This window comes from Deltaproteobacteria bacterium, from assembly GCA_029210625.1.
In the GTDB taxonomy this organism is placed as follows: domain Bacteria; phylum Myxococcota; class Myxococcia; order SLRQ01; family SLRQ01; genus JARGFU01.
The window spans coordinates 32267-50880 of the sequence record JARGFU010000027.1 but is presented as its reverse complement, the minus strand read 5'-3'; the positions used below and the strand labels follow the sequence as shown (position 1 = coordinate 50880).

9 protein-coding genes are annotated in these 18614 nt (G+C 74.7%); all 9 read right to left on the bottom strand.

Annotated elements, in window-relative coordinates; genetic code table 11:
• Window positions 1–24 precede the first annotated feature (24 nt).
• The 9 genes from P1V51_20935 to P1V51_20895 all read right to left on the bottom strand — a co-directional run bounded on the left by P1V51_20935 (window position 25) and on the right by P1V51_20895 (window position 18572).
• A complete protein-coding gene (locus P1V51_20935) occupies window positions 25–1329 on the bottom strand; it encodes a hypothetical protein (GenBank protein MDF1565516.1) in 1305 nt (434 codons plus the stop codon).
• Window positions 1326–2369, bottom strand: coding sequence for a DNA polymerase III subunit delta' (gene holB, locus P1V51_20930; protein ID MDF1565515.1), 1044 nt, complete (start codon window positions 2367–2369; stop codon window positions 1326–1328). The genes P1V51_20935 and holB overlap by 4 nt, the downstream gene beginning before the upstream one ends.
• Window positions 2370–2421: 52 nt before the next feature.
• Window positions 2422–5196 carry a hypothetical protein gene (locus P1V51_20925; protein MDF1565514.1) on the bottom strand — a complete coding sequence of 925 codons (2775 nt, stop codon included), beginning with the start codon at window positions 5194–5196 and terminating at the stop codon, window positions 2422–2424.
• A 23-nt stretch (window positions 5197–5219) separates the two neighbouring features.
• On the bottom strand, window positions 5220–8843 hold the full coding sequence (locus P1V51_20920; protein ID MDF1565513.1) for a hypothetical protein: 3624 nt from the start codon (window positions 8841–8843) through the stop codon (window positions 5220–5222).
• Window positions 8840–10774 carry an Ig-like domain-containing protein gene (locus P1V51_20915; GenBank protein ID MDF1565512.1) on the bottom strand — a complete coding sequence of 645 codons (1935 nt, stop codon included), beginning with the start codon at window positions 10772–10774 and terminating at the stop codon, window positions 8840–8842. Before P1V51_20915 ends, P1V51_20920 begins: the two co-directional genes overlap by 4 nt.
• A 12-nt stretch (window positions 10775–10786) precedes the next feature.
• On the bottom strand, window positions 10787–12340 hold the full coding sequence (locus P1V51_20910; protein MDF1565511.1) for a hypothetical protein: 1554 nt from the start codon (window positions 12338–12340) through the stop codon (window positions 10787–10789).
• Between the two features lie 101 nt (window positions 12341–12441).
• Complete coding sequence (locus P1V51_20905; GenBank protein ID MDF1565510.1) at window positions 12442–13395, bottom strand: FecR domain-containing protein; 954 nt, start codon at window positions 13393–13395, stop codon at window positions 12442–12444.
• 12 nt (window positions 13396–13407) lie between these two features.
• Window positions 13408–15270, bottom strand: a complete 1863-nt coding sequence (locus tag P1V51_20900; protein ID MDF1565509.1) for an ATP-binding protein — start codon at window positions 15268–15270, stop codon at window positions 13408–13410.
• Window positions 15267–18572 carry a response regulator gene (locus P1V51_20895; protein MDF1565508.1) on the bottom strand — a complete coding sequence of 1102 codons (3306 nt, stop codon included), beginning with the start codon at window positions 18570–18572 and terminating at the stop codon, window positions 15267–15269. The genes P1V51_20900 and P1V51_20895 overlap by 4 nt, the downstream gene beginning before the upstream one ends.
• Window positions 18573–18614: the final 42 nt, after the last annotated feature.

The window sequence follows — 18614 nt, the reverse complement described above, 5'->3', positions numbered from 1 at the left end:
CTTATGTGACCTGGGCCGGTCGCGCTACCGGCGAGCCGCGGGCGCGGCGCGCCGCCGGGGCGGGCGGGCGAGGCCGGCGATCCGGAAGACCAGGGCCTCCAGGGCCAGCCGCGGCGAGCCGCCGTCGCCCTTCAGCTCCAGATCGGTGCGGGCGCAGGCCTCGAGGGCGAGCTGGAGGGCCGCGAGGTCCGGCCAGCTGCTGGCGCGCTCCCACTCCTTGAGCAGGGCGAAGGGGTGCGGCTTGCGGCCGCGCAGGGCGCCGACCTCGGCCACCAGCTCGGGGGGCATCTCCCGCAGGCGCCCGGAGAGGCCGGCCCGCTCCCCCAGCGCCCGGACCTGGAGCGCGTTGCGCACCGCCGAGGCGATCCCGCCGAGGATCTGGAGGGGCGCGTGCCGGTGATCGAGGGCGTCGCCGAGGAAGTAGAGCGCCCGGGCCGCGTCGCCGGCGGTGACGGCGGAGCCGAGCTCCCAGAAGGCCTCCTCCCGCACCTGGGAGATGCCGAGCTCGCGGATGTCCTCCTCCGTCACCTGCGGGCGCTCACCCGCGAAGAGGCAGAGCTTCTCGAGCTCGGTGGCGAGCAGCCGCAGCTCGCTGCCGATGGCCCGCTTGAGGAGGCGCTCGGCCCCCGGGGTCAGCCGCTTGCCGTGCTCCTTCAGGATGCCGTCGCGCACCGCGGAGATGTCGAGGGTCTCGATGTCCCGGCCGCGCTGCTGGGCCCGGTGGACCTCGACGGCGCCGACCTCCTCGATCTTCCGGTAGAGGGGGTGCTTCTTGTCGGCGGCCTCGGCGGTGAGGATCAGGCCGTTCTCTCCCGGGGGATCCGCGATCAGCCGCTCGAGGGCCTCGGTCTCCGACTCGGGGACCCGCCACTCCTGCTCCTCGGCGTGCTCGCGGATGCGCTGGAAGAAGGGCTTGCCGAAGACGTCGCGGTCGACGCCCAGCTCCTTCTTGAAGCGGGCCTTGTTCGCCTCGGTGAGGTCCGCGATCGACCAGCCGGCGCTCGCCAGCACCCCCAGCACCCGCCGGGTGGCGGGGCCGAGCTTGCCGTCCTCGACCTGCTTGCGGGCCTTCTCCAGCAGGTCCGCGAGGTCCTTCTGTCCCGCCAGGAGGGTGGTGTCGTGGACCAGCACCACCTTCGCGCCCCGGAACATCGGCACCTGTGCCAGGTGCTGGGCGATCTGCCGGGCGTCGGTGCCCGGGCCGTCGAGCACCACCAGGTTGAGGCTCTGCATGCTCTCGGGCACGCGCGCGTCGGCCAGCTGGCGGGCGCGCTCCCGCACCAGGAACTCGTCGCCGACCAGCAGCAGGATCCGGGCGTCGTCGCTCACAGGGCCTCCGCGACCCGGCCGAGGGTGCGCTCGAGGGTCAGGCGCAGGTTGGCGTTGCGGGCGAGCCCCGCCCGCGCCTCCTCGAGGCTCTCGAGGGCGGCGTGGATCCGGAAGGGCGCCACCCGCGCCGCAGTGGCGAGGATCGGATCCACGCGATCGTGGTTGTGGAGGGCCTCGGCCCCGGCGCCGGCGGCGGCGGCGAGCAGATCCCGCAGGTAGCCCTCGGTGATCTCCAGCAGCCAGGTGGTGTCGTCCCGGTCGCCGGACCACTCGGCCGCCGCCCGCTGGATCTCGATGGGATCCGGGCCGCGGCTGGTGGTGAGCACCTCGAGCAGATCGAGGACCTGGTAGCGGCGCTCGGCGCTCTCGGTGCCCAGCTGCAGGGCGCGGCCCAGGGAGCCGCCCGAGAGGGCCGCCACCGAGCGGGCCACCGCCTCGTCGCACTCGAGGCGGGCGCGCAGCTCGCGCTCCAGCAGCGCGGTGGGCAGGGGCCCGAAGGGCAGCCGCAGGCAGCGCGAGCGGACCGTGGGCAGCAAGGCGCCCTCGGCGTCGGTCACCAGCAAGAGGACGCTTCCGTTGGGCGGCTCCTCGAGGGTCTTGAGGAGGGCGTTCTGGGCCGAGCCGTTCATGGCTTCGGCGGGGCTGATCAGGGCCACCGTGCGGCCGCCCCGGTGGGAGGGCAGGCGCAGGCGCCGCTCGAGGGCCCGGACCTCCGCGATGCGGATCTCGCGGGAGGGGCTGCCCTCGAGCGCGTCCCGGTCGATCTCGTTGCGAGCCACACGCTCGGCCTCGGGCCGGACGATCACCAGGTCGGGGTTCACGCCCCGCGCCGAGCGCTCGCAGCTCTCACACGCCTCGCAGGGGCGGCCCGCATCGCCGCCCTCGCAGAGGAGGGCCCGGGCGAAGATCATGGCCAGCAGCTCCTTGCCCACCCCGGCGGGCCCGGAGAAGAGCCAGGCGTGGTGGAGCCGCCCGCCGGCCAGCGCCGCCGAGAGGATCGTCTTGGGGCGATCGTGGCCCAGGATGGAGTCGACCCGCATCAGGATCGTGCTCGTACCACATCGACCGGCGCGGCTGTACGGCCCGCGAGGATCAGCGCCGGGGCCGCCACCAGAGGCCCAGGAGCAGCAGCCCGAGGGCCAGCGCGCCGCCGCCGGCCCCGCGGCCCTGATCGCAGCCGAACATCCCCGCCCGGCCCAGGACGGCGCGGCCCTCGCAGGCGAGGGGCCCCTCCCGCCAGGTGCAGGCCTCGAAGGCCAGGGAGGAGGCCCCCCACTCCACCCGCAGCAGCGCGGTGAGCTCGACGGTGCAGGCCGCCGGCACGGCGTCGAGGGCGAGGACGAGGCCGCCCGGTGCCGCTGCGGCGGCGGCGCTCGTGGTGGCGCAGCCGCTCGCCACCTCCACCCGGGAGCCGGGCACCAGGGAGAGGCCCCGGGCGGCGAGGCCCAGGCGGACCTCGGAGACCGGGACGTCGGAGCGGAAGGTGATCCGGGCCGGGACGATCTCGCCGGGGCCGACGGCGCCGGAGGCGAGCAGCGCCACCGTGGTCTCGGTCGCGGGGGCGGGCACGATCCGCAGGGTGCGCTCCAGGACCACCGGAGGGTAGGCCGCCGGATCGTCCTCGTGCCAGGTGCCCGGCAGGTAGCGGCCCTCGAGCACCAGCGGCCCCTCGAAGCTGCCCGCCGCGCCGAGCACGGCCGCGACCTCGTCGGCCGTGGCCTCCAGCGTCAGGGGCAGGGCCTGCGCCTGATCGACCAGCCCTCCGGCCGCCCCGGCGGGGTGCAGCTCCCCGGGCAGGCCTCTCAGGTCCCAGCGCAGCCTCACCTGCTCGTCACCGCAGGCGAAGCCGGGGAGGGGCTCGAGGGTGAGGCTACCTCCCGCGACCGGGAGCTCCCAGACGATGGGATCGCCGCCCGGCAGCAGGTCGAGAGAGGGCCGCGTGGCGCCCGGCAGGATCGGGACGAGGCAGCTCTCGGGGCTGCCGCCGCCGGGGCCATCGGGGGTGGCGGTGACCGTGACGCCCTCGCCGGGGGCGAGGAATCCGCAGGCGTCCGGGGTCAGGCTGGCCGAGAGCCCGGCGGGCTGGAGGGTCGAGACGAAGGAGGACGCGTCCACGTGGCTCCAGGCGACGCTGGCGGCGCCGCTCTGGACGGTGGCCGTCACGGTGTCGGTCTCGCCCGCCACGATCGAGGCCGGACAGGTGAGGGTGAAGAGCGTGGGCGGATGGACCGTGAAGTCCCGGGTCGCCACGGTGGCGTTGCCGGCGGCGTCACGGACCGTGGCCTCCACCCGGAAGGTCTGGGCGCTCGCCCCGGGATCCGGCGCCGGGAAGGTCCAGGTCGCGGCGCTCGGCCCCACGGAGAGGGGGTTGCCCGCCGCATCCAGCAGCCGCCAGCTCACGCCGAGGGGGCCGGGGTCACAGAGGTCCGTGGCCAGGGCCTCGGCGGTGAGGGAGGCGGCGACGGCCACCTCCACCGGATCGGCGAGGGGGGCGCCGGCCTCCCGGAGCTCCAGCGCCTGCACCGTCGGCGGCGCGTCGTCGACCCCGGCGACCTGCACGTCCAGGGTCTCGGGGGGTGAGGAGAGCCCCTCGACCCCCGCGCCGGTCTCGGTGGCCGTGATCGCGCAGGTGATCACGTAGCTCTCGCCCTCGCAGGCGGGCTGGTCCGGCACCAGCAGATCGAAGGGCACCCCCGGGGTGGCGCCGCTGCCGGTGCTGCCGTCGCTGCAGTCCCAGGCGAGGACCACGCCGGCCCCCTCGGGATCGCCGCCGTCGGCGGTGATGCTCTTGTCGGCGCCGCTCCCCTCCTCCACCGCGGCGTCCAGGAGGGAGGGCGCGCCGGGCGGCCGGTTGCGCCAGGCGATCATCGGCAGGCCCGCGCCGTCGGCGCCCACCGCCACGGCCTGGTGGTCGCCCGCCACCGCGAGGCCCCGGGCGACCGGCAGCCCCGTGCTCCACTGCAGGTAGGTGCCGCCCAGATCGAGCCAGTCGGGGCTCTCACCGCTCGCGTGCCAGTGCAGGGTGCCCTCGGACTGCAGCACCCAGGCCTCGCCGCCGTTGCGCCCGATGGCGACGAGGTCCTCGGCGCCGCCGGTGTCGTGGGCGGTCTCGACGAAGGTGCCGGCCGGATCGTCGATCACCCGGTAGGTCCCGGCCTGGGAGACGGCCCAGAAGCCCCCGGTGGCGCCGGGCGGGGCCACGATGTCCTGGGGGAAGACGGTGAGGGCGGTCGGCAGGAAGGTGGCCGCGCCGTCCGTGCTGGCGAGGCTCCCGAAGGTGCCGAAGGCGAGGACCCGCTGCCCCGACCAGGCGAAGACCTCGCCCTGGCTGAAGCCGGTGCTGGTGACCGGCCAGGTGCCGCCCTGGACGATCCGGAAGCCCGTGAAGGCCGCCGTCGTCCCGACGATGGCGCGATCGTTCCCCTGGACGTCGAAGGCGACCCCGCTCTGCAGCTGCGCGGTGGCCGGGAAGTCGCTCCAGGCCGTGCCGTCGAAGTGCCCCGCGTTGAGCGCCTGGTGGGTGAGGATCACGCGCCGTCCCGAGGCCGCGATCCGGGGGGCGTCGCCGGTCCAGCCCTGCGCGCTCGCCGCCGCGGGATCCCAGCTCGGGGGCCCGGCGTCCGGCAGGACGAAGGGCACCACCGAGACGGCGGGGGTGGCGGTGCGGGTGACGATGAAGCCCTCGAGCCCGACGGCGGCCGGCGGATCGAGGAAGACCACGTCCCAGGCCTCGCCCTGCCCCACCGGCGCGACGCTGCCCTCGGGGAGCGGGGCCGAGTGCCACTCCCCTGCCCCGCGGCCCGGCGCGGGCCAGGCGAGGACGCTCCCCACCAGGAGCGCCAGGACGAGGCGGCGCCCGGGCATCATGCCCCTCATTCTAGCGCCTCCGCTCACAGCGCCCCCCGCAGCACGAGGTAGATCCGGGGCGCCGCGGGCTCGCCCGAGACGGCCTCGGTGCCCTCCCCGGTGAAGCCGGTGAGCGCGCCACCCAGGCCCAGGCGCAGCGGGCCGAGCACCGCCAGCACCTCCGCCCGCAGGGTCGCCACCGGCAGATCCTCGCCCGCGCCCCAGAGGCGGCGCAGGCCCAGCTCCAGCACCGGCTCGACCCGCCCGAAGAGGGGCCAGCTGCCCCGGAGGGTGCCGACCAGGGCGCGCGCCGCCGGCGCCTCGCCGGTGGAGGGGCGGCGCGCCTCGTCCACCGCCAGCACCCCGGCGAGCAGGAGGGTCGGCCCGGTGGAGCGGCCGAGGCCGAGGCCCGCCCGGGCGTCGTGGCGGCGGTGCCAGAGGCCGGCGGCGTCCACCCGTGGATCGGAGCGCAGGCCGTAGTGGAGGTAGGCGAGGGAGAGGAGCCCCCGCGCGGGCCGGTAGACCAGGTCCGAGCTGGCCTCCACGCCGGCGGTGTCGTCGAGGCCCCCCTCGCGCTCGACGATCGAGGTCAGCGCGCGCAGGCCGAGGGCGAGGCCGTCGGCGGGCGCGAGGTGCAGGCTCAAGCCCCCCACCGAGCGACGGGTGAACGCGCGTTCGAACACGCTCGCGTAGGCCCGGGTGTTCTCGCCGAAGGCCGAGATCGAGAGCCTCCTCCCGCTCCAGCCGGCCCGCAGGAAGAGTCCGTCGCGCAGGCGCCCGAGGCTCTCGGTGGGCCGGGCGGCGCGCTCGTAGGTGGCGGTGAGCGAGAGCGGCCCTTCGCCCCAGCGGCCGCCGACCGCCGTGCCTGCCTCGGCGGCCCCGGCGAGGTCGCGGGTCACCCGCGACTCGGCGAAGAGGTCGGTGCTCATGCCCACCACCTGCCGGCCGCCGACCACCGAGGCCTGCCCCTGGCCGTCCCAGGCGCGGTCGGTCTCGGTGGCGAAGTTCGCGTAGCGCGTCTCGCCTCGCTGCTCGGCCAGCCAGGAGAGGCGCAAGCCCGGGCGGCCGTCGAGGTGCACGCCGCCCCGCGCCTCCAGCCGCCCCAGCGAGGGCAGGCTCGTCCGCACCCCCACCGAGGTGAAGGTCGGATCCTCGGCCATCGGTCCGGTGCCGCCGCGGGCGAAGCCCTGGAGGTGACCGACGAGCAGCTCGAGGGACTCGCTGGCCCGCCAGGAGAGCTCGAGGCCGGTGAAGAGGTGGTGACCCTCGTAGCGACCGCCCGCGACCCCTTCCGTGACGACGGTCGTGTACGACCGGTAGCCGCCCTCCAGCGACAGCCCGAAGTCTCCCAGTCGGGCCTGCCCCCGCAGCGAGCCCCCCTGCCGTTCGTGGTACTGCCCCCAACCCGTCGACGGCCCCTCCCCCAGTCCCAGGTCGGCGAAGAGCCCCAGGTCCTCGTCGCCCACCCACAGCCGGGCTCCGAGGGCCCGTGCGCCGCCCAGACCGGTCCCGTCGGCGAAGCCACGATCCCGCTGCTGGCCCATCGCCTCCAGCCCGAAGAGCCCCCCGGCGTCGTAGCGGAGGCGGGCGGCCAGGGCCAGGCCTCGCTGCTCGTCGAGCCCTCCCACCTGCTCCTGGAGGTAGCGCTCGCCCCCGTCCAGGCTGGTGGCCGCGTCCGAGAGGAAGACGCCGGGCCACACGAACGAGGAGACTGGCTCCGGGAAGAAGGGGTTGCCCGCCGAGCGGGCCACGCTCGCCGAGAGAGAGAGGCCCTCCAGCGGCTCGAGGGCGACGTCCCCCGCCAGCAGCCCGTAGCGCCCGGCGTTCACCCCCGCGGCCTGCACCCCGGCCCGCAGCCAGCCCTGCTCCACCGACACCCGCGCCCCACCAGCGGCGTAGCCCCGCCCGGCTCCGTCCGGGCGGTAGTGGTAGTCGGCCACCAGCCGCGCGGGGCCTCCGAGCGACCGCTCGCCCAGCCGGCCGCCCGGCGCGATCCCCGAGAGGCCCAGCGGCGCCGCGAGCAGCACCCGCCCGCTCTCGAGGTCCAGCTCGTAGTCCCGGCCCCGCCGCAGCAGCCGACGGTCGAGGGGCAGCCCGGAGGAAGGATCGAGGTGCTCGATCCAGAGCCGCTCCGAGCCCTCGGCGATCCGCCGGTGGGGCAGGAGGTAGAAGGCGCCGCCGGTGGCCTCGAGCAGGGCGTGGGCCGGCAGCACCCCCGGGTCGTCCATCAGGGGCACTCCCCAGGCGTCGGCGGCGCCAGCGAAGCGCACGCGCGTGGAGCCCAGCTCCGCGGCGAGATCCACGGACGGTCCGAGGGTCGCCCGGTCGAAGCGCCCGACCTCGCCGCCCACCAGCGGCGTGCGCCCGCCGCCGAAGCCGACCTCGCCGGCCTCGCCCCGCCAGCCGCCCCAGAGGGTGAGCGCCGCCGGGTTCTCGTCGACGAAGACGCTCTCGTCGGCGAAGGTGTGGCCGACCACCTCGGGATCGGGGACCCGCCCGTAGACCGGCCCGTTCGCGGCGGTGAGCAGCCGGCCGCCGCGCCCCCACTCGACGATCCGGGCGTCGGAGAGGAGCAGCCCGCCCCCGAGGGTCCCGCCGAGGAGCGGCAGCTCGCCGAGGAGCTCCACCCGCCCCTCGCCGAAGACACCGTCCCCGTGGCCGGCGCGCAGATCCGCGGCGACGTGGAGGGTGCGCAGCAGGCGGGGATCCACCGGCACTTCGAGGCGCAGCGACCGCCGCCGGCCGTCGGGGCGCAGCAGCTCGATCTCGAGGGGCTCACCCGCCACCTCGATCCACCGCTCGCCCCGCCCGCTCTCGTCGATCGTCAGGGCCTCGGCGTCGCCGAGGCGGAGGGTGGTGCCCGGCGGCGCCCGCACCGCCACGCGCAGCCTCCCCGGGGCCACCGGCCCCGAAGGCAGCTCCAGCACCGCCAGGCGCTCCACCTCCCGGTGGACGAGGAGCTGAGCGCCGTTCTCCCAGGGCACGCGCAGGGCCCGCACCTCCAGCACCTGGGCCAGCCCGTCCGGCGCGCGATCGACGAAGGTCGTGACGCCCTCCCGGCCCTCGAGGGGCACCGGCAGCCGGGCCACGCCGTCCTCGCCGGCCGCGACGGGCACGCCCTCCACCTCCAGCAGGTGCCCCGGCCGCAGCTCGTAGGGCACCTGCAGGGTGAAGCCCGCCGCCTCCTGTGCGGCCGCCGGGAGCACCCCCGTCTCGACGCCGGCGCGGGAGCGCTCGGGCTCTCCGGCCCGCTCGAGCGCGAGGGCGAAGGTCACCCCCACCGTGCCGCCGGGGATCAGATCGACCCACTGCCCGGCGGGGGGGGACCGCCGGCCGCCGAGGAAGCGGGAGTCCACGAAGAGGTAGAGCTGCTCCAGGCGCGGTCGCAGGCGGCCGACCTCGTCCCGGGCCAGGCTGCGGGCGCCGATGACCGGGAGCCGGAAGCGGCCCCGGGCATCGGTGCGGACGACGGCCCCCCGGGTCGTGCGGATCACCACCCCGCCGAGGGGCGGATCGGCAGGGTCGCAGCGGCCGTCGGCCCCGAGGTCCTCGCAGACCTCGCCGAGCACCGTGGTGGCGGGCTCGCTCGCCGCGAGCTGCGCGGCCGCCAAGCGGGGCCCACCCAGGAGCGCGGCGGCGAGGCCGGCGAGCGTGAGCGCCCGCCTCACGGGGCCCTCATCTCCACCACCCCGATGACCCCGGTCTCCAGATCGGTGACGGTGACCAGCTCGCCGGCCGCCGCCTCGCCCCGCCACTCGCCGGAGAGGCCCCGCTGCTCGATGGGCTCGCGCTCACCGACCTGCAGGCGCACCCGCCGCTCCCCGGCGTCGGGGTTCACGCTCCACCGCACGAGGGCCGGCGCGCCGCCGACGGCCTCGATCGCCACCCTCACCCGCACCGGCTCGGGCTCCATCAGGATCACCCTCGAGGTGAGGACCAGCTCCCGGCGGTGGCCGGGGAAGACCACCGGGCGTCCCTCGAGGTCGAGGGCCCGGTGCAGGAGGAAGTCCTCGCCGCGGCCGGCCCAGCGCAGGGAGATCGTCTCTCCCTCGGGCAGCGGCACCTCGCCCTGCGCGTCGGTGCGCGTGCTCTCCGCCTCTCCGATCGTCAGCTCCGTGCCCGGGACCGGCCGCCCGCCGACGCCGAGGAGCACCAGCGCGCCGGCCTCGACATCGATGGCCGCGGCGACCGCCCGGGGCTCGCGGGCCGGGGAGATCCGGATCGTGAGCGGGTCCTCCCACCCCTCGGGCGTGGAGGGCGGCAGGTAGCGCAGGGCCAGGGGGGCGTCGGCCCGCACCCTCCCCCGCGCCGCCTCGACGCTCACCCTGGGCGCCGCCACCGGGCTGCCCCAGGCGTCCTGCACCGAGAGCTGGATCCGGACCTGCTCGTCCGAGGGCGCGGCGACGACCCCGGGCTCGACCTCGACCGACGCCGTGACGGGAGGCCCCGGGAGGAGGCGAAGCTCGAGCGTCGCCTTCGACTTGCGATCCCGCGGCAGGGTGACCGTGAGCCGATCCAGCCCCTCCCCCACGCCGACCGGCGCGGTGTACCAGGCACGGTAGCTGCCCACCCCTGCGGGCTCGGGCGCCGAGAGCCGGCCGCGCTCGACCGCCAGCACCGGCGCGCTGCCCTCCGCGGGCCTGCCGAAGGCGTCGATCACCGTGACCACCACCTGCGCCATCGAGTGACCGTCCGCCACCAGCGTGCGCGGGTGGGCGGTGGCCGCCAGGCGGTTGGTGGGCGGCAGGCGGAGATCGATGGGCGTGCGGCGCCGGTTGCCCAGCTTGTCGATGGAGACCCCGCGCGCCTCGCCGTGCCCCGGGGGGACGACCACCGGCACCTGGAAGTGCCCTCGCTCGTCCGAGGGCACCGGGCCGAAGGTCTCCCCCGCGATCTCCACCGACATCTGCACCCGCGGCCGGGTCTTGCCGGGCAGATCGATGGCGGCCGGGAGGGGCAGCTGCACCTGCGCCAAAGCGAAGGCCGGCGAGCTCGCGTCCGGGAAGGGGAGGAAGGCCGAGAGGATCGCCACCTCGGGGTAGCGCTTCTCGCTCGGGCGGTAGGTGGCCCGGAAGGCCCCCTCCCCCTCGGGCTCGAGGGGCCCCACCTCACCGAGGTTCGTGCTCAAGATCGGGATCACGCCGCCGCTGCTCCCGGTGACCTTCACCCGCACCGTCGCCGTGGCCCCCGGCCGCTTCACCAGCACGGCCGGCTCGACCGAGAGCTCGATCCGCGCGGACTCGGGGGGTCCGAGGACGAGCCGGCGGGAGACGCGCGCCTCCCCGGCGCTCGCCACGAGGAGGAGCTCTCCGCGGTGGGCGGGGGGCGGGATCAGCTGGAAGCAGCGCAGGCGGGGATCGGGGCAGTCCAGCGGGGCGACCCGACCCGGCCGGGCCTCGACCTCGACCTCCCCCGGCGAAACCACCCGGCCCTCGGCGTCCCGGCGGACGAGGGCGAAGTCGAGGGGCCGGGTGACGGTGGCGTCGGGCGCGGTGAGCCAGAGCTCCAGCCCTCCGGTCCCCTCCCCGGCCAGGGCCAGAGCGGGCGCCGCGAGGCGCAGGAGCACCGCCCACACGATGGCGTGTTTCACCCCTCCCATCAGGGGGGAATGCTACCTGAAGCGGCGGTCAGAGTGGCGCACGCGGATCGGCGCCCGCTCCTGGCGGCGGGAGAGGGCGAGCCCCCCCAGGACCAGCAGGAGGAGCCAGAGGCCGGCGCCGCCCGTCCCGGTCGCGCAGCTGGCCAGGGGCTCGGACTCCGGGGCGTCCAGGTAGAGCTCCACGCTGACCGAGCAGCTCTCGCCGCGGTCCTTGTAGTGCCCGTAGCCGTTGCCGTTGCCGTGCTCGGTGTGGCCCTGGCCGCGCTGGTTCTCGTGGGTGCAGCCGGCGTGGTCGTCCTCGTCGCCGGTCTCGCCGTCGTCGTCGTGGTCGTCGTCGAGGGCGACGCTCACGATCTCGCCCCCGGCAACGCTCACCGCCAGGGACCAGCAGGCCGCGCCGCTGGCGAAGTCCTCCTCGCCGAGGAGGGTCGCGCCATCGAGGGAGACGATCGTGTCCTCGCAGTCGCCCTCGGCGCGGACGACCAGCTGGCCGCTACCCGAGCCAGCGATCGTCGCGCTCGCGTCCTCGTCGAAGACGTAGCTCTCGTCGGGGGTCGCCCCACCCTCGCAGAGATCACCCGGGGGAGGCGGCTCGCTCAGGGTGAACTCGTAGACCCAGATGTCGAAGTTGCCGGAGACGTCGCTGGTGTAGGCGACCCGCCCCTCGGTGAGGTCGTTGAGGAACTCCACGCTGCCGACGGCCCCGCCGATCCGGCGCTCGGCGCCGCTCGGCAGGTGGCGGACCACCACGTCGAGATCCGTTCCCCCCAGATCGTCGTAGGCGAGCATCGCGCCGGAGACCCGCGGGCGGTTCTGATCGCCCGGCGCGGCGAGGGTCTGTGCGCTCCCGGTGGCGAGATCGAGGACCATGATGTCGGAGTCGCCCGCCACGCCGCCGACCCAGACCACGGTGTCGCCGGAGAGATCCGGCGTGGGCGGAGTGGCGAGGCCCGCGGCGAGGAGCTGCTCGCTGTTGGTGGAGAGATCGAAGAGGAGCACGTCCCAGCGGGTGCCCGAGAGGCGCTGGTAGACGATCCGCGAGCCATCGACCCGGGGCTCGGTCTCGTGCGCGGCGGTCGCCGTGATCGCCATCGTCGCGCCGACCGAGAGATCGTAGGCGTAGATGTCGAAGCTGGCGCCGAGCCCCTGGAAGGCGACGACGCCCCCCGAGATGGTCGGGTTCGAGTCGTTGGCCGTCGCCGAGACGACCGGCGCGGTGAGCCCGGTCGAGACGTCGTGGGTCTGGATCACCGACGCGCCGGTCGCGGGCGAGAGCTCGGAGTACACGATCACGCCACCGCCGACGTCCTGCAGCTGCTGGAAGCCCGGCGCGGTGGTCACCTGCGACTCCACTCCGGTGGAGAGGTCGGTGTAGTAGACGTCCGCGTCGCCACTGGAGAGGTCGGAGTAGACGACCAGATCACCGTCGATGCTCGGATCGAGCTGGCTGGTGACGCGGGTGGTGACCTGCACCGCGGCGCCGTCGATGGTCACCTGCGCCGTCGCCGGCTTGCCCACCGCCAGAGCAAAGAGGAGAGCGGCTGTGGTGGTCGCGAGTCTGCCCATGTGCCTCCTACGTGGATCGTAGGAGTCGGCTAAACCCCCGTCAATGTACGCATTTTCCGACATTGTGGGAGCCCGGCGCCCGGTGTGCTCAACGTGAGCACCTACTCCCACAGCTCCTTGGTGTCGAAGTCCGCCTTCGCCCCCTTGGTATCGACCACGATCACCGGGCTGCGCTGCGTGCCCGCCTGACCGCCGACGCTCATGCCCTCGAGCTGGACCTGGTTGCGGCCCTCCTTCAGGGGCAGCCGCTGGCTGAAGCTCCCGTCCTCCGCCACCTCCACCAGCGCTCCGTCGAGGAAGACGAGGGCGGCCGGCCGGGTCCGCCCCTCCACGGTGATCGCGCGCTTGTTCGTCCGGCGGGCCGTCGGCCACTTCACCCGCAGGAGCAGCTCCGCGGGGATCGGCGCCGGCGCGGTGGGGGCCTGCCCCTTGCGCACGAGGGTCTCGAAGCCGGGCTGGAGGACCACGGCCTCGCCGCGCGCCGACACCTCCACCTCTCCCGCCGTGCTCGCCACCGCGACGGTCCCCTTCCCGTCGGTGGCCAGGTCGAAGCGGCCCTGCCGGGCCTCGACCTGCACGTCACTCTCGGCGGCGCCGAAGCGCAGCGCCCGGGGACCCTCGGCGGAGGCCCGCACCATGCCCCGGCGCAGGAGGAAGGCGGAGAGCTCGGCGGTGAGCTCCCCCACCTTCAGCTCGGTGTGGGGCACCAGCGTGACGGTGTGGTCGGCGGCGCGCAGCCGCACCTCCGACGCCTTCCCCGTGCGGATCCGATCGGTGGTCGAGAGCTGCTCCCCCGCCCCCAGGGGCTGCCAGCTCCCGCTCTCTCCCCGCTGCACCAGCACCTCGCCGCTCACCGCCACCACGTCGACGGCCTCGGGGACCACCACCCGGGCCTCGGCGGGAGGCGGCGGCGGCACCTCGAGCTCGGGCGGCGGCGTCGCGGCGGGCGGGGGCGGCAGCGGCGGCCGCTCCAGGAGCATCCACCACGCCAGCGGCACCACCAGGAGCAGCGCCAGCACCGCCAGACCGAAGATGAGGTTCTTGCGCTTCGCCACGGACGCTCTCGACTATGGATCGATGGGCAGGCGCAGGGAAACCTCCGTCCCCTCGCCCACCTCGCTCTTCACCTCGATCCGGCCTCCGTGGGCCTCGACGATCCGGTAGGTGACCGCCAGCCCCAGGCCGAGGCTGGTCCAGTGCCGCTTGGTGGTAAAGAAGGGCTCGAAGATCCGCTCGCGGTCCGCGGCCGGGATGCCAACCCCGTCGTCCGCGACCCAGAGCACGAGCTCGTCCCCCTCGCGCCGCGCCCCGGCCCGCACCCGGCCGCCGGCGCCCTCCCCGACCGCGATCTGCGCGTTGGAGAGCAGGTGCATCAGCGCCTGCTGGAGCTGGCCGCGATCCGCCTGCAGCCGGGGCAGGTCCTCCGCCACCTCGAGCTCGACCTCCACGCCCGGCTCCTCGCGCTGGCTCGCGCTGGCGGCGGCCGCGGCCGCGAGCAGCTCCCCCACGTCCACCGGCTGCGGATGACCGTCGGCCTGCTGGGAGAACTCGAGGAGGGTCTGGGTGATGGCCCGGCAGCGCCGCGCCGCCTCCTCCATCTTCTCCAGGGTCGAGAGCTCCTTCTCCTCGGCGCCGGCCTTGCGGCGCTTGAGCAGGAGCAGCTGCACGTTGCCCAGGATGCCGGCCAGGGGGTTGTTGATCTCGTGCGCCACCCCCGCGCCGAGCTGGCCCACCGCGGCCAGCTTCTGGGCCTGGAGCAGCCGGGCCTGGGCGGCGCGCAGCTCGGCGGTCCGCGCCTCCACCTCGGCCTGCAGCTCGTCGTTCCAGCTCTCGAGCTTCTGGCGGGCCGCGTGGATCTCCTCGCCCATGGCGTTGAAGGAGAGCGCCAGGGCGTGGAGCTCCTCCTCCGAGGGCGGGTCGATCCGGTGCAGCAGATCCCCTCGCCCGAAGGCCTCGGCGCCCGCGCGCACCTTCCCCAGGGCGCGGCCGATGCGGCGGGTGAAGAGGCCGCCGAGGACGAGCAGGAGGAGCACCGTGGCCCCGGAGGCTCCCAGCACGGTCCAGCGCAGGCGCGCGACGCTCGCGAAGGCCCGGGCCTGGGGCATCACGATCACCACCGTCCAGTCCAGGCCGGGGACGGGCACCGGGGCGCCGGCGGCGAGGAGGCGCTCCTGCCCCTCCCACAGATCGAGCGAGGCGCGGGCGGTGAGGGGCAGGTGCTCCACCAGCCCCCCGAGGGCGAGCGGCTCGCGCAGGCGGGAGGGCTGCGGGTGGACGACCACCCTCCCCTCGCGGTCGACGATGATCACCTCGCCGAGGGCCGAGACCGACTGCACCTGCTCCACGAGCGCCCCGAGGGAGACCTCGGCGGCGAAGACCAGGTTCCCTTGCGGCTGCCGCGCCACGGGCAAGGCGAGGGCGAAGGCGACCTCTCGCGCCTCGGCGACCAGGTAGGGCGGGGAGAGGACCACCGCGCCCACCCCCTCCTCCACCGCCCGCTCCAGGGGGACGAAGGTCTGCAGGCGGCTGACCGCCGCCGCCTCCCGCACCGGGTGCTCGGCGAGCTCCGGGATCGCCGCGGGATCCTCCAGGAAGACCGGCGGGGCCTGCAGCGCGCCGCGGTCGTCGACCACCAGGGTGATCGCGACGTCCGGGGCGGCCTGGTAGATCATCCGCAGCGCGCCCTGCAGCGCGGCCTCGTCGGCGCCCCGGAGATCGAAGGCGTGGGCCGCCCGGCGCAGGTCGTCGACCTGCTCGGTGATCAGCGTGGCCGCTGCCCGCGCCTCGGCCACGGCCGCCTCCTCCTGGGCGGCGCGGATGCGCTCGCGCAGGGCGTCCTCCGACTGCCGGACCAGGGCGAAGCCGACCACGGCCATGGGGACGACCGTCGCCGCCAGCATGAAGACGATCAGCTTCTGGTAGAGGCTCATCCCGTCTCTGCGGCCGTGTCGTCGTCCCGGATGTAGACGCTGCCGTCCATCGTCTTGGCCTGCTTCTTCAGGACCGCCGCGCGGCTGGCCACCTCGGCGTGATCGACGAAGCGCCCCCCGGGGTCGATCACCGAGACGACCGAGAGGGTCATCACCGGGAAGCGCCGCTCGGTGCCGTAGCGGTCCTGGGTCTCGATGAAGCCGCGCTGCCGGTCCTTCCCGCTGTAATAGAGGGGGATGATCCGGTCGAAGGCCTCGAGGGCCGCGCGGCCGATGCCGTCCGCCCGCTCGGGGGAGGTCACCAGGACGAAGTCGTCACCGGCGATGTGGCCCACGAAGTCGTCCGGGCTGCCGTAGTGCTCGACCGCCTCCACCAGCAGGTCGCCGGTCTGGAGGATCACCCCGTCGGCCTTGGCGTAGCCGTAGTAGTCGTTGAAGGCCTTGAGGTTGTCGATGTCGAGGTAGCAGAGGGCGTAGGGCTCCCTCGCCTCGATGCGCTGCTGCACCTCCCGCTCGATCGCCATGCCGCCGGGCAGGCGGGTCGTCGGGCTGGCCGAGAGCTCCTGCTCGCGGCGGCGCAGGACGGTGTCGACCCGGGCGACGAGCTCCTGGGCGTCGAAGGGCTTCACGATGTAGTCGTCCCCGCCCAGGCGCAGGGCCCGCACCTTGTCGCTGGTGTCGCCCCGGGCGGAGATGAAGATCACCGAGGTGAGCTTGGTGGCCCGGTCGGCCTTCAGCGCCTCCAGGAACTGGAAGCCGTCGCCGTCGGGGAGCATCACGTCGAGGAGCACCAGATCCGGCCGGAAGGAGGAGATCTGCGCCTGCGCGGCCCGCGCCCCCTCGGCCTCGGCCACCAGATAGCCGGTCGACTCGAGGGCCTCCCGGCAGAGCTGGCGGATCGGTGAATCGTCGTCGACGACCAGCACCCGCATCCCCTCCCGGATCCCGGAGATCAGCGAGGCCACGACGCCGAGGAAGCGCTCGGGCTGGAGCGGCTTGGTGAGGAAGCCGGCGGCTCCGACCTTGGCGACCCGCTCGCCACTCTCCTTCCCCGAGACGGCGAGCACCGGCACGCCCCGGGTCTCCGGATCGTGGCGGAGGATCTCGATGAGGCGGGTGCCGTCCACCTCGGGCATGCAGACGTCGACGATCATCAGGGCCGGCCGGCGCTTGCGGGCCAGCCCCAGGGCCTCCTCGGCGTGGTGCGCGACCTCGACCTCGTAGCCCGCCCCCAGGAGGATGCCCTTCATGGCGTAGGCCGCGCCGCGGTCGTCGTCGACGACCAGCACCCGGCCCTCTCCGGTGAGGGTGACCTCCTCGCGCTCGCCCTTCTCCTCGGCGGCCTCCAGGGAGCCCAGCGGCAGGGTCACGACGAAGCGCGCCCCCTGCCCCTCCTGCGACTCGGCCCAGACGCTGCCGCCGTGGGCCTCGACCAGCTGACGGCAGATCGGCAGCCCGAGGCCCGTGCCGCGGATGCGGCGGGCCCCCTTGGAGCGCTCGAACTGCTCGAAGATCCGCTCGAGATCTTCGCCGGGGATGGCCTCGCCGGAGTTCCAGATCGAGAAGCCCGCGGTGGACGCCACGTCCTGCTCGGTGAAGACCTCCACCTCGATCCGGCCGCCCTCCTCCGGGGTGAACTTCACCGCGTTGGTCAGCAGGTTGTTGAGCACCTGATCCACCCGGTCCCGGTCCACGAGGACCTTCACCGCCCCCTCGGGGTGGCGGAAGTGCAGCTCCTGCTTGGCGCGCTGCACCGCCCCCTCATAGCGCTCGACGGCCTCCCGCACCACCTGCACCAGATCCACGACCTCCAGCTCCAGCTGCACCTTGCCGGCGGCGAAGCGAGAGAGGTCGAGCAGATCGTCCACGATGCGGTTGAGGCGCTCGGAGGAGCCCTTGGCCAGGCTCAGGTAGCGGTGCTGCTTCTCGGTGATCTCCCCGACCAGCCCGTTGAGGAGCAGGTCGATGGCGCCGGTGATGGCGGTCAGCGGCGTGCGCAGCTCGTGGCTGATGATCGAGACGAACTCCTGCTTGCGCCGGTCCAGGGCCCGGGCCCCGGTGACGTCGCGCAGGGCAACGACCACGCCGCCGAGGGCGCCGTTCGCGTCGAGGAGGGGCGAGACCACCGAGTGGAGCACCCGATCCTCGACGACGAGATCCTCGCTCACGTCGCGCTCGCCCCGCCGCTCCCAGCCGCGGACCAGCTCGAAGGGGTAGAAGCCGAGGTTCTCGCGCAGGAAGGTGGTGTCGATGGTGGTGGTGAGCGGCACGCCGAGGAGCTTGCGCGCGGCGGCGTTCGCCACCTGCACCTCGCCCCGGGCGTCGGTCATGATCAGGCCGTCGGCCATCCCGTCGATGGTCCGCTTGAGGCGCTGCCGCTCGGCGTCGTGCCGCTGCCGCAGGGTCTCGATGGACTCGGCGATCTGGTTGGCGAGGATGTCCAGGACCCGCTCGGTGCCGGCCCCGAAGGCGTCGGGGTTCTGGGCGGCGATCCCCAGCACGCCCACCGGGCGCCCCTCCGAGCGCAGGGGCAGGAAGATGCGGCCCGGGAGCTCGTCCTCCCCCGGCGCTTCGGCGCCGGTGGTCCGGCGCCCCGTGATCCGGACCAGGAGGTCGGCCTCCTCGAGGTGCTCGGTGGTCGTCTCCTCGTAGCGCTGGATCAGCTCGTCCTTCAGCCGCCGCAGCACGGCCTCGCCGACGGGGGCCTGGCAGCGCAGGGTCAGGACGCCCTGCTCACCCGGCCGCACCCGCAGGAGGGTGCCGCAGACCACGTGCTCCACCACCCGCGGCAGGAAGGCCGTGACGTGATCGACGATCTCCCGGTAGGTGGCGCCGCCGCCCGCCGCCCGGCTGACCTCGTAGAGGACCTCGAGGGCCGAGAGGCGGCTCTGGGCCTCGATCAGGAGGCTGGCGTTCTGCCGGCGCAGCGCGACGCTCTCCAGGGCGGCCTGCACGGTCAGCGTCAGGTCCTGCAGCTCCCAGGGCTTGGTGAGGTAGCGGTAGACCTGCCCCCGGTTGATCGCGTCGATGAGGTCCGGCGGGTCGGTGTAGCCGGTCAGGATGATGCAGATGAGCTCGGGATCGAGCTCGTGCGCCCGCTCGATGAGCTGGATGCCCGTCATCCGGGGCATCCGCTGGTCGGTGACCAGCAGGTCCACCGACTCCCGCTCGAGGATCGCCAGGGCCTCCTCGCCGTTCGTCGCCGAGAAGACCCGGTACTCTACCTCGAAGGTGTCGGTGAGGATCTCCACGACGTCCGCCTCGTCGTCGACGAAGAGGAGCGTGTACTCGGGGTCCTTCAGGGGTCTGCCTTCCGGTTGGGGTGGACCTTCATCATAGATCAG